Below are 15,860 nucleotides of genomic sequence, written 5' to 3'. Positions count from 1 at the left end.
TTTTACCTTTGGCCTGTTAATTGTAAACTCCGTAATAACCATCTGCCGGGAGTGTACAAAACAAGGTAAGTGTAGAAAGATTAAGCGGCAGAACAATGAAAAACATACGGAGGCAGGCATAATCAATCTGCCAAAAATATTTGAATAACTGATACATACCTCTTTATCCGATAATAAAAGTGTTAAGCCGAAAAAAGAAGTTTGTATTTGCACAATGCACAAAGTACATGGATTGTAAAAAATTTTATAAAAGCTTATTTTTCTTAATACTGTTCTTCTCTGCTTCGGCATTATATGCGCAGCAAACGGTAATAACGGGTACTGTTACTGATGCAGGTAACAAACAAACCCTGCCTTCTGTTAGTATTTCTTTTACGGGCAGCACTACCGGTACCACTACAGATGTTAATGGCAAATATCGCCTTGCTACAAACAATCAGCAATATAAACAAATCAAAATTTCATTTTTAGGCTATAAAGATGCTTTTTTAGCTGTTGTTCCCGGTAAAGAGCAGGTTATCAATGTAAAGATGTTCCCCGCTTCTCAGCAACTTAACGAGGTTGTGGTAAAATCGGGCAAAAAACCTAAGTACCGTAATAAAGACAACCCCGCTGTTGAGCTGATCCGTAAGGTTATCGAAAATAAAGAAAAGAACCGCCCCGAAGCATACAACTATGTTGAATACAAGGAGTATGATAAAATGATGTTTGCACTAAGCAATGTATCCGCCCAGTTTTCGGACAGGAAATTCTTTCGCAAGTATAAGTTCATTTTAGATAACCGCGATAGCTCATTGGTACCAGGCAAATCATTGCTGCCTATTTATCTTGATGAAAAGCTGCAGCAGGTTTATTACCGTAAAAACCCCGAAAAAACAAGGGAAGATATAACCGGCCAAAAAAGTGTTAACTACGGTGCGGGTATCGATAATGAAGGGCTTACCCAATATTTCAAGCACTTATACAATAAGGTTGATATTTATACTAACAACGTATTTTTGATAACCAGCCAGTTTCTTAGCCCGATATCTGACAACTCGCCGAACTATTACAAATACTTTATTGCCGATACCATTGTTGACGCACATAACAACAAACTGGTTAAGCTTGACTTTACCCCCCGCAATACAACCGACGTACTTTTTGAGGGTAGTATCTACATTACGCTTGATGGTAACTACGCTGTACAAAAGTGCGACCTGACCATTAATAAACATATCAACATCAACTTTATCAGGTCGATGACCGTTAACCTGGAGTTTCAGCAAAACCCCGATGGCCGATATCATCTGAGCAAAAGTACTACCATTGCAGATTTTGGCGCTTCCAAAAAAGATGCAAAGAGTGGTTTATTTGGTATCCGGGCCATAACCTACAGCAATTACGTGGTTAACAAACCCCGGCCGGATACAACTTATCAGGGATCGCCATATGCTGAATTAAGCGATGAAGTGAAACATCGCCCCGAATCCTTCTGGCAGGAAAACAGGCCGGATACTTTAACGCTTGCCGAATCAAAGGTTTATAAAAACATCGACAGCCTGCGTAATATGCCTTCGTTTAAACGTACGGTTGATATAGCAACGCTCCTGCTTGCAGGCTATAAAGGCTTTGGTAAATTTGAGTTAGGTCCTGCCAACACATTTTACAGCTTTAACCCGGTTGAAGGTTTCCGTTTACGTGTAGGCGGCCGTACAACACCCGAATTAAGCAAACGTTATTATTTTGAAACTTATGCAGCTTATGGTTTTAAAGACGAGCGCTGGAAGTACTTTTTAAGTGCAACCTACTCCATTAATAATAAATCTATCTATCGTTTCCCTCAAAACTATATTAGGGCAAGTTTTCAGCGTGATACCAAAATCCCTGGCGCAAGCCTGCAGTTTGTGCAGGAGGATAACTTCCTGTTATCGTTTAAGCGTGGTGTGAACGATAAGTTCCTTTATAACGATTTTTACAGGTTTGATTATTTACACGAACTGGAAAGCCATCTTTCGTTTGCCGCGGGCTTCAAAAAATGGACCCAGGAGCCGGCGGGATCATTATATTTTGATAATGTTGTTAATGATCTGCCAAATTCTATCCATCATTTAACCACCACCGAGCTTACCGGAAGTATCCGCTGGGCACCTCATGAGCAGTTTTACCAGGGCAAGATCTATCGCATCCCTATCCCTAACAAATACCCGGCCTTTGAACTTGATTATGCTCAAGGTATTAAAGGCTTATTTGCCGGCGAATACAATTATCAAAAGCTTGACTTCCGCGCTGATAAACGCTTTTACTTTTCGCAGTTAGGTTATGCGGATATCAACGTTTCGGCAGGTAAAATCTTTGGTTCGGTGCCGTACCCTTTGTTAACCATACACAGGGCTAACCAAACTTACGCGTATGACCTCGACTCATACAACTTAATGAATTTTTTGGAGTTTGTGAGTGATAAATATGCCAGCTTCAGGATAGATCAGCACTTCAGCGGTTTCTTCTTTAATAAAATACCTTTGCTAAAGAAATTGAAATGGCGCGAAACCGCATCGTTAAAAGTACTATACGGCGGCCTGTCTGATCAAAACAATCCTTCGATACATCCGTCATTATATCAACTACCTGTTGGCACCGATGGCGTGCCGATTACTTATACATTGGGCAAAACGCCTTATGTTGAGGGTAGTGTTGGTATAGAAAATATATTTAAATTTATACGCATAGATTTTGTGAGGCGCTTTAACTACCTTGACCAGCCAAACGTTGCCCAATGGGGCCTGCGCACAAGGGTTAAATTCGACTTCTAATCATTGCACCTAAACAAGCAGAGAGAAAAATGGAACAGCAAACAACAACACTTAGGAGATCATTCAGAACCAACCTACAGTTAGGGATATATAAGGTTATTGATCCGTTTGTGAAGATCCTTATAAAAATAGGCTTAACCCCCAATGCAGTTACTACCATAGGTTTTGTACTTAATGTAGGCGTTGCAGGGATATTTATTTTAGGTGCCGAAGAAGGTAACCGCGGCGACCTGAGCTATGTTGGCTGGGCCGGCGGCCTCATCCTTTTTGCAGGCTTATTTGATATGCTTGACGGTCAGGTAGCCCGCTTAGGCAATATGAAATCAACCTTTGGTGCTTTGTATGATTCCGTACTTGACCGCTACAGCGAATTGATCATGTTCCTTGGCATTTGCTATTACCTGGTGGCACATCACTACTTCCTGAGCTCGATAGCCGCGTTTATAGCGCTGATCGGCTCCATGATGGTTAGTTATGTACGTGCACGTGCTGAAGGTTTAGGTGTTGAAATTAAAGGCGGTTTAATGCAAAGACCTGAACGTGTAGTAACTATCGGCTTATGCGCAGCTTTATCGGGCATAGTAGCTCAATACATCGGCGGTAACTATAAATTATTTGTTCCCGGCATCAAATTTCATGTATTTGAAACCATATCGATATTTACTATCCCATTGGTAATACTTGCCGTTTTAACCAATATTACCGCGTTTAACAGGTTAAGAGAAGCTAAAAAAGCTTTAATTAAACTGGAGGAGGAGGAAGGTAAGTAAGCCTGTAGTTCTAAGTCAAAAGTCTTAAGCGGGGACGTTGAATTACTTATCTTAAGACCGTAAACTTTAGGCTTAAGACTTCGCAACAAATATCATATCTTCGTAACAATAAAATAAAGGCATTTACACTTAGCAATATCTTTGCTAAAATTGCCTTTTGTTGGTTAAAGGCCAGCCATTCTGAACAATTTTAACACCCATAAACAGGCAGAGAAATAATAAAACATTTTAAACCCTGATTATAACAATGAAAAAGAAATACATATCCAACTCGCAGGAATCGGTGCGAATGTTTAAGAGCGACTTTTTAGAAGGCTTATCAAAGGTACACTATACCGTACCTCTATATATTTTTGTACCCGTTATTGGATATTGCAGCTATAAATTCTTTGACCTGGGATTGGATGTATTAACATATCTTGGCCTGTTTATTTTCGGCCTCTTCATCTGGACTATCACCGAATACATCATGCACCGTTTTGTTTTCCACTATCAGCCAAGCGAAAAACTGGAATGGGCACAACGTCTGCATTTTATCATGCATGGCGTGCATCATGATTATCCGAGCGATGCCAAACGTTTGGTATTGCCCCCGTCATTAAGCATTCCGCTGGCTACAGGCTTTTTCTTTTTGTTTAAATGGTTATTACCTGTAAACTACATCTGGGGCTTTTTTCCGGGCTTTATTTTGGGCTACCTGTTTTATGACATATCGCACTATGCCATGCACCATTTTAATTTTAAAAGCGGCTTGTTCAAAAAAATAAAACAACACCATATGCTGCACCACTACCAGGATCCTGAAAAAGGTTATGGTGTGAGTTCACCTTTCTGGGATAAAATTTTCCGTTCAGATTTCTTAAAAAAATAGCAATGACCAATGCCAATACAGGCGTAACAGTAAATATCCGGTCGATAATTATTGTTTCACTGCTTTCCATTGCTTACCTGGCGTTTTCAACTTTCCTTATTGGTTATAAACCAGATGAGCTTACACTGGTAGTTATTTTCAATGTGTTATTCTATGCATCGGCAATAACCCGCAAGTTTATATTAGGCTTCACTATTTTCATAGTGTACTGGATTGTTTTTGATTACATGAAGGCCTTCCCCAATTATAATTATAACCCCGTACATATTGCCGAGCTCTATAATGCAGAGAAACACCTGTTCGGCATTCATTTTAACGGCAAACTGCTTACACCCAATGAATACTGGCTGGCCAACAGCAACACTTTTATTGATGTGTTATCGGGCTTATTCTATTTATGCTGGATCCCTGTGCCGCTGGGTTTTGCTGCTTACCTGTTCTTCAAAAACAAAAAACAGTTCCTCAATTTTTCGTTAACGTTTGTTTTGGTGAATATCCTGGGCTTTATAGTTTACTACGCATACCCTGCCGCACCACCCTGGTTTGTTCAATATCACGGGTTTCATTTTATTCCGTTAACCATGGGCAATACCGCCGGGCTGGCCAGGTTTGACGCCTATTTTCATGCCGGGGTTTTTAAAGGGATTTATACAAAAGGATCAAACGTGTTTGCTGCCATGCCGTCGCTGCATTCGTCATACCCGGTTATAGTGCTTTACTACGGCTTAAAAAACAAGCTGGGACTTGCTAATATCTTTTTTGCGGTGGTAACCGTTGGTATCTGGTTTACGGCGGTATATGCAAGCCACCATTACGTGCTTGACGTGTTAGCCGGCATTACTTGCGCGGCATTAGGTATTACCTTATACAATGTACTATTAAAAAAATTCGCGGGTTTGCAGTCTGCTTTAAATAAATACCAAAGGGTAATCTCGTAGTGTAACATCTTGCTTACACAATTAGCGGATTGTTAGCGTTTACTACAAATTATCATTATATTAAATATAAGCAAAAAATACTGAAACTTTATCAATATTCCCCGAAATACATTATCAATTTTTAACGTTCCACCAACCTCCCCTTAACACCGCGGACGCATTTTTGCCTTAACTAAAAATGTTAAAATGTTAAGGATAAACAAAGTTTTTTTTAAAAAGTTGTGCCTTTTGGGCATATTCAATTTATTTTTAATAACGGTTGGTATGGCACAAACCAATTTGGCCGGTATTTCAGGGAAGGTTTCCGGCCCGAATGGTGAAGCTTTGCCAAATGCTACCATTACCGTTAAAAATGAGTCGACCGGGTTTGTAATCAAAGCTACAACCAATTCTAAAGGAACATTTCTGTTAAAGGAGCTTCCGCTGGGTGCACCTTATAGCATAACAGCAGAAATTATGGGCATGACTGCGCAAAGACAAACCGGTTATGCTTTAAATCAGAGCGACTTGCTACAGGTTACGTTTGTAATGACAGAAAAGATCCAGGAACTCAATGTTGTTGAAGTAAGAACTACCACAACCCGTAACAGGATCGAAAACATTGGCTCATCCACCGCTGTTACAGCTAAAGATATAGCCAAGTTACCGGTAAACGGTCGTAATTTCACATCCCTGGCCGATTTATCTCCATTGAGCGCGGGAAGCAGCTTAAGCGGGCAGCTGGGGTCAGCTACAAATTATACCATTGATGGCATGGCGGCACGCAGTACTATAGCCGGTGGCCAACCAACCGGTGCTTACTCTATTTCGCTTGAGGCTGTAAGGGAATTTCAGGTAGTTACCAATCAATATGATGTTACTTATGGCAACGCCGGCGGCGGTACAATAAGTACGGTAACCAAATCAGGAACTAACGTATTATCAGGGAGCGCTTTCACTTATGCACGTGCAAATTGGCTATCCAGTCCATTTGGATTAAATGGATTAAAACGTAACCAGTCGTTTTCTACTTATCAATATGGTTTTTCATTAGGAGGTCCTATTGTTAAAGATAAAGCGCAATTCTTTATTGCCTGGGATCATCAGGCAGATTCAAGGCCACTTTATATTGCCAATATCCAATCTGCAGATGACGAAAAACGAAACAATGTAACCCAGGCCACATTAGATAACTTTTTGAGTATAGCAAGGGCTAAATATGGAGTTGCCAATACTCCACAGTTTGGTCAGTTTGATAAATTTAAAAATACTCACGCCGCTTTTGCACGTATCGACTGGCAAATTAATTCCAAAAATTTGTTCACTATCAGAGATAATTTCATCTACGACCTGGATAACCAATCCGACGGTGATAATACTGCCATAAACATCTACGAGGTTTACAGCACGCGCAAAAGTTTAAATAACAGTGTAATGGCCTCATTGCGTAGTATATTCAGTCCTAATTTAACCAACGAACTGAAAGTGCAGCACTACTGGGAATACAATAAGATGTTTGCAAACAGCCAGTTACCTGCCGATAATATTCCCCGCGCTATTGTGCAGAATATTTCTTCGCTTGCAGCGGATGGTTCTACCTATTCTACCGCTATACAGTTGGGAGGGCAACGTTACGGCGGCGACTATTTTAACAATAATGTAGCACAGCTAACCGACAACTTGTACTGGACCAAAGGCAAATATAACTTTACATTTGGTGGAGGGTTAACTTTTACCAATCAAAATTCTATTTACGGCAGCGAAACAAATGGACGTTTTTACTTTACAGGCTTAACTAATTTCAATAACCTTACACCCTATCGCTTTGCAAGGGATATTTATACCTCATCAAACCGGAACATTAAATTTAACATACTTGCACCTAATGCTTACGCACAGGTACAAACTATGTTGTTTCCGGGTTTTGAAGTAACCGCCGGGGTACGTATTGATTATACCGATTACCTTGACCAGGCAAATTTCAATCCTACGGTTTATAAAACTTTAGGCTTAAATACATCTAACAAACTGGCTACGCTACAAATTCAACCGCGTTTGCAAACCACCTGGGATGTAGGGCAAAATGGTAAAGACATTGTCAGGTTAGGTGGTGGCATTTTAGGTTCGGCATTGAACCCTTATTCTATGATAAACAATATGCTGTTTGATGGCTCACACATTTTAAGTGTTGATCTTAACGGCAGCCAAGTGCCTACCCCTAACTTTCCGGCTTACCGCAAGGACCCTGCAACAGCACCAGGACAGGATTTACTTAATAACCCCGCCATACCCAAGCTTGCTACTATTAATATGAATGGCAAGGATGCTAAAGTGCCAACGGTTTACAAAGCCAACTTGTCTTATTCTCACTTCTTTGCTCAAAACTTCAGGGTTACAGCATCCGGCTACTTAAGTTTAGGTCGCAACAACTATACTTATCTGGATAAAAACATGGTTGATCAGCCGTACTTCCGTATTGCTGCCGAAGATAACAGAGGTGTATATGTTCCGGCAAATACAATAAACGCGTCAAATGGTTCGGCAGACTGGACACAAGGCAGAAAAACAACTGAAGTAGGCAGGGTATTGGAATTAGAAAGCAAGGGCAGAGTTAACCAGATGGCTTTTGTTATTGATGCCGACTACAAATATTATAAACAGGGCGAAATCTCCGTTTCTTATACATGGAATCAAACTAAAGACAATACATCATACAACGGAAACGTTGCTAATACGGCTACGCTTGTACAGTACGTAAAAGATGATCCGCGTAACCTGGGCGGAATGAATTATTCTGATAACCAATTCAGGAATAAGATTGTTGCTTACGGAAGTTCGCCAACCTTTCATGGCTTTAGCGCAGGCTTGCGATTTTCGGGGATAAGCGGCACCAGGTATTCTTTATTGGTGAACGGTAACGTGAACGGCGATTTTGTGGCCAGTAACGATCTGGCTTACATTTACGATCCGAATGCAGCGTCAACACCTCAATATATAAAAGACGGGATCAATGCGATACTGAACAACCCTAAGGTAGAGCAAAGCGCCAAAAATTACATAGTTAAAAGTTTCGGAAAAATTGCTGAACGTAATGGAGGAGTAAACCCGTTTTATGGTGTATTTGATTTACGTTTGATTAAAAGGGTTACGCTATTTAAAAAACAGTATTTTGAAATATCTGTCGACTTATTTAACGTGGCCAATTTATTGAATAAAGAATGGGGCGTTAACCATAACCTGGGTGCAACTCCTATTTATACGATTAAAAGCTTCGACCCTGTTAAAAAACAATACGCATACGCGGTTAACACAAATGCGGGGGTATCCAATTTAAGCGGCAACCCTTACCAGTTTCAGATAGGCTTAAGATATGGTTTTTAATTATCAACCCTAATTAACAACAATAGCTAAAACCTTGTAAACCTTCACGGGCCCTGCTTTGAATAGCATAGGATTTTAATGGAATAAAGCTCTGCGATTGGCAACTTTTGACCTTTAAAATCCTTGCTATTTTAAATACCCAATAGTGCAAAATCTCTTTTTCTATACAACTTTATGTATTAAAGCAGGCAGTGTGGAAAACGCGCAAACATTTGTTAATTAATATTTCCAGGGCTATCCTCCTGAAAAACAGCCTATACAATTCAAAAACAAACAAAAAGCCAAGCGACTTTCACAAACACCTATGGCGGTGACTTAAACGGGCACGCTATTTGCCTAATTATAAGCAGATTATTGTATTTTGGAGTAATCCGTTATATGAAGAGACTTATTACCTTACTTTTTATCCTGACAGCCACGCTTAAATTATCCGCACACGCCAGTGAGCTGGATAGTCTTAAGCAAAAATTACAGGTTACCAGCGACTCGTTAAAAGGCCCTATCTATACCCAAATAGCTGCCCATTATTTAGGATATGATACCGTATCAACCCGCCGGATGAAATACTATTTCCAAACCGAGGCGCTTAATTACACTATGCTTGCCCTGCATAGCTATTCCACTTATAACGATACTTTAGGCTTGCGTACAAGCTTTAACGCGCTTGCAAAGGTTTACCGCTCACAGCGTAAATTCAGCCAGGCCAAATGGTTCATTTTGCAATCGAACACCATATCGAGGCAAAGGAAGGATACCCTTAATATTATCAGCTCGCTTATAGAGCTTGCAGCCATTAAAAGCGACATCAAAGACTACAAACTCAGTATGAAGGACCTAAACGATGCTTTAACCCTATCGCTTAAAACCCACGATCCAAAAAAAGAATCGATAGTGCAGGTAGGTTATGCCGAATTGTACCGAAAAATGAACGATTATGATAAAGCTGCGGTAGCTATTAAACGCCATGAATTTTTGGACGATAGTCTTAACCAGGTTACAGTCGACAGCATTGCCAAGGTAGCTGCTGCCGATTCGATCAAGATCAAAAAACAGGATTCGGTGATAGCCAAAAAAAAAGTATTTACCAAAAACTCCAGGCGCAGGCCAATGCTAAGATACGCCAGGCACATAACGTCATTGTCGTTCTCATCGGCACCACTCTTGTTCTCGTCGTTGTAGCCATCATTATCATTTACAGGCGGAAGAAAACCGGTCGCTGGCGTTCAGCTATCAGGCGGCCTAAACAATAATTTAAACCACAGGCGTTTAAAATTGTCAAAGCACTAAGATGAAAAAATTGATAGTATTATTTGCTGCATTATTCTGGTTTGCGAATGCCTACAGCCAAAGCAGCAAACAATTCAGGACCGAGTTTTTAAACAGCATTAATGCTACACGCCAGAAAGGCTGCAATTGCGGCAGCAAATATTTCCCGCCGGCCCCTCCCCTTACCTGGAATAATGATTTGGAAGATGCAGCCATAGGCCACGCTAAAGACATGGCCCGCAAAAGCTATTTTAGTCACGACAGTAAAGATGGTCGCAGCATGGAAGACCGCATTGTATACGCCGGTTATAAATTTAAAGGCTTCAAAAGTTTTGCCATAGGCGAAAACATAGCACAGGGCCAGCAAAGTATTGCCGAAGTAATGGCCGGATGGTTTAAAAGCGAAGGCCACTGCCGGAACCTCATGAACCCGGACTTTAAGGAAGTTGGTGTGGCTGAATATAAAACCTACTGGGTACAGGATTTCGGTGGCAGAACCTCATTTTCGGCTCAGCAACAAAAGCTTATTAAATCAGGGAGATACAGATTAATACAGGAAAAGCCGGTGGAAGGGCATTGATTTTTGTCTGAACCGGGATTTTTAGGATTAAAGGATTGCCCGGGCTTATCTATCCGCTCGCAAATCAAATCCTATAAATGGTGAATCCCCCTTTGCCGTTGTTGGAGTTGTCTCCAACAACCTTATTTGCCGGCCTCCGTTTTTGGTTTCTGCTCCCTTGGGCCGCGTTTGTAGATAATGAGGCCATTCAGGAAATTACGCAGGATCTGGTCTCCACAGGGTTTAAAGTTGGGATGGTCATCAGCACGGAATATGGCGCCTATTTCGGCTTTGGTGATCCTGAAATTAACCAATGCCAAAACCTTGATAATATCATCATCAGTAAATTTCATAGCCACCCGCAGCTTTTTCATGATATCGTTATTGCTCATTATATCTTTCTTTTTAACAAAATTACCTCGAAATTTCCATCTTCACCTTTTTACCTTTAATTTTTTCGGCTTTTACCTGCCTTACCACCTCCTCAATCTTATCCCGTTTTATAGCTGCATATGATGAGTAATCAAGCACTTCTATCAGGCCAAGATCGTCTTTGGCCAGTCCGCCTTTTTTAAGTAGCAGGCCTACTATATCCACCTTGTTTACCTTATCCTTTTTTCCGGCGGCTATATATAAAGTAACCCAGGGGGAAGCCGGTGGAAAGATCAGCTTTTCGGGTAGTTCTTCAATCTCAGGCAGTTGTTTTAAGTATGGCAACTTTTCATCGGGTGTTAGCATCAGGTATGATGTGCCTTTAGCGTTCATACGTGCCGTGCGACCGTTACGATGTAAAAAAGCCTCCTCATTGTGCGGCAGCTGGTAATGTACCACATATTCTATCTCCGGGATATCCAGCCCACGTGAGGCCAGATCGGTGGTGATCAATAAACGGTGACTTCCGTTCCTGAATTTTAACAGGGCACGCTCACGGTCATCCTGTTCCATACCGCCGTGAAAAACATCGTGCTCCAACCCCTTGTACCAAAGCAACTCGCTGATCCTGTCAACCGCCTCACGGTGATTACAAAACACAAGGGTTGCTTTATTACCAATTTTACAGATCAGGGCAAAAAGTGCATCCAGTTTATCGGCAGCTTCGGATATCACCGCTTTTTGTTTAATATCCGGCGCCGAGGTAACATTACTTAAAAAGTTCACTTCAACAGGTTTAGCAATCCCTGTAAAATCCGGGATCTCACTCATTTTTGTAGCCGAAGTCAATATCCGCTTTTTTACAACGGGCAACTGCCTGATGATATAAGCCATATCCTCCTGGAAACCGAACTCAAGCGCTTTATCAAACTCATCGAGAATGAGCGTACGTACAGTATCAGTACTAAAATTTTCTTCACGCAAATGAAAGGCAATCCTCCCCGGCGTGCCAACCAAAACTGCAGGCGGATGCGACAGGTTATTACGTTCGATTTTTACGGCATGGCCGCCATAACAGCAATTGATCTTGAAGCCCGTACCCATCGATTTCCAAACCTGTTCAATTTGCAAAGCAAGCTCACGCGATGGCACCAGGATCATTATCTGTACAGTAGCAATGCCCGCATCAATCAGGTTAAGTAAAGGCAATAAAAAACCAAGTGTTTTGCCCGAACCGGTAGGCGATAAAAGAATTACATCACCTTTTTTTGCGGCGCTAAGAGCGGCAAGCTGCATGGGGTTAAGGGCAGTTATGCCAAGGTTACTCAGTGCCTGATCGATCATGATTTACTTTGTTGAGGCGCAAAGATACTGTAAAAATCCGGAGGACTATTTATTTGCGCGGATTAAGCGCCGCCAGCAGGTTTAAGCACCCATGCTTACAAAAAAACCGGAGGATGAACACTTCCGGTTTTTTAATATTCAAGAACTTATCACCAATGCATTTTGCGGGAGCGGCTCAAAAAAACTATCCGGCAACTTCAGTTTTGAAGTTATGTTTGATAAACCTCGCAATCTTTTTGGCATCACGATGGCTCAAATTGCCCATACAGGTATATTCCCATTCGTGCATATGATCATCAAAAACAATATCGCCTAAATCTGCTTCTCCCTCACTTAAACTAAATACACCGGTTGCATAAGCATGCGTACCGGGTATAAGCTGGTGTACTGCTTTAATACTGATCCGGCGTATACCGTCCTCGGTATCCAGATCAAAAACCACCGACTTTTTCATGTATTTAACTACAATATTAACCCGATTTTGTTTACCTGATTTTCTTAGAAGCTGTTTAAATAAATGTTTTTTGTAGAGACGTATCACATACGTCTCCCGTAGGACAAGCCGCGTTCAAGAGACGAGCATGCATAAATTGCATAGGGGGAGACGCATGTGATGCGTCTCTACATTTGGCAATTATCGTTTTTAAATAGCTTCTTAAAGGTTAACACAATTACCAGCCCATGATTTTCATTACCCTATCAAATTCGGGTTGAAGCGCGGCTTCTATTGTTATCTCTTCGCCGGTTATGGGGTGTGTAAAACTCAACTGCGATGCATGAAGCAACATCGTGGTCATTTCCCATTGTTCCCAAAATAGCTTGTTTTGTTTGTTACAACCGTGGGTACGGTCGCCGATAATGGGATGAAAAATATGGCTCATGTGCTTGCGAAGCTGATGCATGCGGCCTGTTGTGGGTACGGCCTCAACCAATGAGTATCTTGAAGTAGCATGTTTGCCAAAAGCGATATTGAGCTCAGCCCTTTTTAGGGTTGTGTAGGTTGTGAACGCGTCCTGCAGGGTGCCGTTTTCCTTCCGCAATGGATAGTCTATATCTTCCATGTCCGGCGTATGGCCGCGCACAACTGCCAGATATTTTTTACTTACCCGGTTTTCCATAAAAGCCTTTTGCATAGCTATTTCAACTTCTTTGTTAAATGCAAAAAGCAGGATCCCACCGGTTTTACGATCTATACGATGAACAGGGTTAACTTTCATGCCGATTTGATCGCGGAGCAATTGCAGGGCAAATTCTGAAGCGTCGGCTGCGATTGATGAACGGTGTACCAGCAACCCGTGCGGCTTGTTGATGGCTATCAGGTACTCGTCGCGGTATATGATCTCTAACATTGGCATAATTAAAAGGCCGCTTCGGATAAATTAAAAAAATCTGATTTTTAAGTAAAAGCCACTCAATCACGGAGTCATCCCAAATCCAGGTTCAGACATCAACGTAATCACAAATAAATCAACGGCCGGCTTTGCTCCAGGCCTGCTGCTCAACAGGCGTTAAAAAGGTCCAGGCCATAATACGGCTTACTTTTTGCCCTTGCGACATATTGATGGTTTGCACATCTTTAACACCTTCTTTTTGCAGGGCATTGTATAAAACACGAAGGTTCTCTTTTTTAGATACCAGCGTTGTGAACCATAAAACCTGTTTCTCAAACGGTTTACTTTGTGTAGCCATCAGCTTCAGGAAGGCGGCTTCGCCGCCGGGGTACCAGAGCTCGGTGTTTTGGCCTCCGAAGTTAAGTATAGGCTGTTTATCCTTTCTTAAACCCAGGTTATCCCATTTACGGGCCGAACCGGCAGCAGCCTCTTTGGCCGAAGCGTGGAACGGAGGGTTACAAAGGGTAAGGTCAAATAACTCACCGGGTTTAATGATCCCCTTAAAAATATCGGCCTTTTTGCTTTGCTGCCTTAGCTCAACTGCAACCTTTAGGTGGCTGTTTTGCTCAACAATACGTTGTGCCGATGCCATAGCCTCCAGGTCAAGTTCGGATCCAACAAAATTCCAGCCATATTCTTTAAAGCCCACTATGGGATAAACAAGGTTAGCTCCCGTTCCTATATCAAGCACCTGTACTTTCCGGCCTTTGCGTACAACACCCTCATTAACAGAAGCAAGCAGATCGGCAGCATAATGAATGTAATCGGCACGACCTGGTATCGGCGGGCATAAAAACCCTTCAGGAATATCCCAATGATTTATACCATAGTGATGCTGCAGCAATGCCTTGTTAAGCATTTTTACCGCTTCGGGATTGGCAAAATTGATAGTTAAATTATCATACTCATTGGTACGCACAAATTGCCTTAAAGCGGGCGTGGCTTTTATCAATGCTTTAAAATCATACCCTTCGCGGTGTTTATTACGCGGGTGCATATTGGTTTTAGCCTCGGGCTGATTGGATTCTTGTGCTGACAATGGAATAGTATTTTTAGTTTATGATTAACCCACAATGCCATTCAGATAGGCAGGCGAATAATTGATAGATTTTAACGTTTTATGATCAGATGTACGGTACACCAGATACAAACCATCTATCGCTTTATAATATGCTTCTGTATTAGCAGTAGCTTTATAGTGTTCGATGGTTTTTTCGGCTTCTTCTATTGTTTTACAGGCTTTGCTCATGTTTGAGCGGTGTACCTCGTCAAACAATTCTTTAAACTTTGAGCCCAAACCAAATTCAAGTATCGCTCCCGATAATACGTATTGCAGATCGCAAAGGGCATCAGCTACTTCAACCATGTTATTATCATTAACGGCCTGTTGCAACTCTTTTAATTCTTCGGCAATCAGTTCGATACGCAGATCGCAGCGTGCTTTTGACGGTATTGCAGGTTTTTCAATTATAGGGTGTTTAAAAGTGGCATGAAATTCGGCTACCTGGGTTAATGCACTTAAATCTTTAATCATGTTGTTTTAGGACGATAAATAAACGGCTAAGTTAAGAATTAACCCGAAGGCTTTCAAAAAATTAGTTTAGGCCGTATTAGGCTAAGCGTTATAAAACAAAAAATAAATAAAGTAACAACATTTAATAGCACTGATTATCAATTAATAAAAAGTTAACATAGATAGCGACTGTTAACATAAACATAATATTAAAACCACATTATATTAACCTAACTTTGCGCCGCGCAGAAAAAACTGTGCTTCACCCGATCTCTAATCCATTCACATGAAAAACATAAAAGATAAAGCCGCTACTAAACAAGCCCGTAAAGCTCTTAAGAAACAATTAAAAGAAAAATTAGTTATCCAGATTGAAACCCTGGTAAGTGAATTTGGCCCTGATGCCAGTAAAGCTAAAAAAGCTATCGACAAAGCTGCAAAAAACCTGGCAAAAATATTAGCGGCTAAATTAAGTCCAGAAGTACATGCTGCTCCCGCTGAACACAAAGTAAAAAAAGAGAAGAAAACAACTGCAGCAGCATCGATTACTCCCGCAAAAGCACCGAACAAAACAACAAAAGATACCGAGCCTGAAAAAGCCGTTTAATTAAAAAATTAAACGACAAAAAGGCGTTCAATCATTTTTTTAAAGCCAAAAAAGCCAATTGTTAAGGATTAAAGCCT

At 41.2% G+C, this 15,860-nt stretch carries 14 protein-coding genes; 8 read left to right on the top strand and 6 right to left on the bottom strand.

What is annotated here, in order from left to right; all coding sequences use genetic code 11:
• Window positions 1-227: 227 nt before the first annotated feature.
• The 7 genes from ABIC84_RS00160 to ABIC84_RS00130 all read left to right on the top strand — a co-directional run bounded on the left by ABIC84_RS00160 (window position 228) and on the right by ABIC84_RS00130 (window position 10,577).
• Complete coding sequence (locus tag ABIC84_RS00160) at window positions 228-2,792, top strand: DUF5686 family protein (RefSeq protein WP_090526347.1); 2,565 nt, start codon at window positions 228-230, stop codon at window positions 2,790-2,792.
• 29 nt (window positions 2,793-2,821) lie between these two features.
• Window positions 2,822-3,562 (top strand): CDP-alcohol phosphatidyltransferase family protein, encoded by a 741-nt coding sequence (locus ABIC84_RS00155; protein ID WP_090526345.1) that lies wholly within the window; start codon window positions 2,822-2,824, stop codon window positions 3,560-3,562.
• Between the two features lie 247 nt (window positions 3,563-3,809).
• A complete protein-coding gene (locus ABIC84_RS00150) occupies window positions 3,810-4,433 on the top strand; it encodes a sterol desaturase family protein (RefSeq protein WP_090526343.1) in 624 nt (207 codons plus the stop codon).
• Between the two features lie 2 nt (window positions 4,434-4,435).
• A complete protein-coding gene (locus ABIC84_RS00145; RefSeq protein WP_426586259.1) occupies window positions 4,436-5,371 on the top strand; it encodes a phosphatase PAP2 family protein in 936 nt (311 codons plus the stop codon).
• Window positions 5,372-5,635: 264 nt separating this feature from the next.
• Window positions 5,636-8,731, top strand: a complete 3,096-nt coding sequence (locus ABIC84_RS00140; RefSeq protein ID WP_429262301.1) for a carboxypeptidase regulatory-like domain-containing protein — start codon at window positions 5,636-5,638, stop codon at window positions 8,729-8,731.
• 378 nt (window positions 8,732-9,109) lie between these two features.
• The gene (locus tag ABIC84_RS00135; RefSeq protein WP_429262300.1) at window positions 9,110-9,910 is read left to right on the top strand and encodes a hypothetical protein; all 801 of its coding nucleotides are present in this window, start codon (window positions 9,110-9,112) and stop codon (window positions 9,908-9,910) included.
• 109 nt (window positions 9,911-10,019) lie between these two features.
• Entirely contained in the window at window positions 10,020-10,577 is a 558-nt protein-coding gene (locus ABIC84_RS00130; RefSeq protein WP_321558069.1) for a CAP domain-containing protein, read from the top strand.
• A gap of 122 nt (window positions 10,578-10,699) precedes the next feature.
• On the opposite strand, the gene ABIC84_RS00125 is transcribed toward ABIC84_RS00130, so the two are convergent.
• The 6 genes from ABIC84_RS00125 to ABIC84_RS00100 all read right to left on the bottom strand — a co-directional run bounded on the left by ABIC84_RS00125 (window position 10,700) and on the right by ABIC84_RS00100 (window position 15,197).
• Complete coding sequence (locus tag ABIC84_RS00125; RefSeq protein WP_426586253.1) at window positions 10,700-10,948, bottom strand: DUF1456 family protein; 249 nt, start codon at window positions 10,946-10,948, stop codon at window positions 10,700-10,702.
• A 22-nt stretch (window positions 10,949-10,970) separates the two neighbouring features.
• On the bottom strand, window positions 10,971-12,272 hold the full coding sequence (locus ABIC84_RS00120; RefSeq protein WP_426586251.1) for a DEAD/DEAH box helicase: 1,302 nt from the start codon (window positions 12,270-12,272) through the stop codon (window positions 10,971-10,973).
• Between the two features lie 184 nt (window positions 12,273-12,456).
• Window positions 12,457-12,726 (bottom strand): hypothetical protein, encoded by a 270-nt coding sequence (locus tag ABIC84_RS00115; RefSeq protein WP_426586249.1) that lies wholly within the window; start codon window positions 12,724-12,726, stop codon window positions 12,457-12,459.
• Between the two features lie 217 nt (window positions 12,727-12,943).
• Window positions 12,944-13,621: a pseudouridine synthase gene (locus ABIC84_RS00110; RefSeq protein WP_429262299.1), complete on the bottom strand. Its 678-nt coding sequence runs from the start codon at window positions 13,619-13,621 to the stop codon at window positions 12,944-12,946.
• Window positions 13,622-13,739: 118 nt separating this feature from the next.
• Window positions 13,740-14,702 (bottom strand): 23S rRNA (adenine(1618)-N(6))-methyltransferase RlmF, encoded by a 963-nt coding sequence (gene rlmF, locus ABIC84_RS00105; protein WP_429262298.1) that lies wholly within the window; start codon window positions 14,700-14,702, stop codon window positions 13,740-13,742.
• A 24-nt stretch (window positions 14,703-14,726) separates the two neighbouring features.
• Complete coding sequence (locus ABIC84_RS00100) at window positions 14,727-15,197, bottom strand: hypothetical protein (RefSeq protein WP_426586243.1); 471 nt, start codon at window positions 15,195-15,197, stop codon at window positions 14,727-14,729.
• Window positions 15,198-15,462: 265 nt separating this feature from the next.
• Here ABIC84_RS00100 and ABIC84_RS00095 point away from each other — a divergent pair, with 265 nt between their 5' ends.
• The gene (locus ABIC84_RS00095) at window positions 15,463-15,783 is read left to right on the top strand and encodes a hypothetical protein (RefSeq protein ID WP_429262297.1); all 321 of its coding nucleotides are present in this window, start codon (window positions 15,463-15,465) and stop codon (window positions 15,781-15,783) included.
• Window positions 15,784-15,860: the final 77 nt, after the last annotated feature.

It is taken from the genome of Mucilaginibacter sp. 3215 (assembly GCF_050433785.1).
Classification (GTDB): Bacteria; Bacteroidota; Bacteroidia; order Sphingobacteriales; family Sphingobacteriaceae; genus Mucilaginibacter.
The sequence above is the reverse complement of the archived record's forward strand: the minus strand, read 5'-3'. Positions and strand labels throughout refer to the sequence as shown.

Excerpts from the sequence above, each read along its gene's own strand:
- ABIC84_RS00160 (WP_090526347.1), top strand. The coding sequence starts at position 228 with ATGGATTGTAAAAAATTTTATAAAAGCTTATTTTTCTTAATACTGTTC.
- ABIC84_RS00155 (WP_090526345.1), top strand. The coding sequence starts at position 2,822 with ATGGAACAGCAAACAACAACACTTAGGAGATCATTCAGAACCAACCTA.
- ABIC84_RS00150 (WP_090526343.1), top strand. The coding sequence starts at position 3,810 with ATGAAAAAGAAATACATATCCAACTCGCAGGAATCGGTGCGAATGTTT.
- ABIC84_RS00145 (WP_426586259.1), top strand. The coding sequence starts at position 4,436 with ATGACCAATGCCAATACAGGCGTAACAGTAAATATCCGGTCGATAATT.
- ABIC84_RS00140 (WP_429262301.1), top strand. The coding sequence starts at position 5,636 with ATGGCACAAACCAATTTGGCCGGTATTTCAGGGAAGGTTTCCGGCCCG.
- ABIC84_RS00135 (WP_429262300.1), top strand. The coding sequence starts at position 9,110 with ATGAAGAGACTTATTACCTTACTTTTTATCCTGACAGCCACGCTTAAA.
- ABIC84_RS00130 (WP_321558069.1), top strand. The coding sequence starts at position 10,020 with ATGAAAAAATTGATAGTATTATTTGCTGCATTATTCTGGTTTGCGAAT.
- ABIC84_RS00125 (WP_426586253.1), bottom strand. The coding sequence starts at position 10,948 with ATGAGCAATAACGATATCATGAAAAAGCTGCGGGTGGCTATGAAATTT.
- ABIC84_RS00120 (WP_426586251.1), bottom strand. The coding sequence starts at position 12,272 with ATGATCGATCAGGCACTGAGTAACCTTGGCATAACTGCCCTTAACCCC.
- ABIC84_RS00115 (WP_426586249.1), bottom strand. The coding sequence starts at position 12,726 with ATGAAAAAGTCGGTGGTTTTTGATCTGGATACCGAGGACGGTATACGC.
- ABIC84_RS00110 (WP_429262299.1), bottom strand. The coding sequence starts at position 13,621 with ATGTTAGAGATCATATACCGCGACGAGTACCTGATAGCCATCAACAAG.
- ABIC84_RS00100 (WP_426586243.1), bottom strand. The coding sequence starts at position 15,197 with ATGATTAAAGATTTAAGTGCATTAACCCAGGTAGCCGAATTTCATGCC.
- ABIC84_RS00095 (WP_429262297.1), top strand. The coding sequence starts at position 15,463 with ATGAAAAACATAAAAGATAAAGCCGCTACTAAACAAGCCCGTAAAGCT.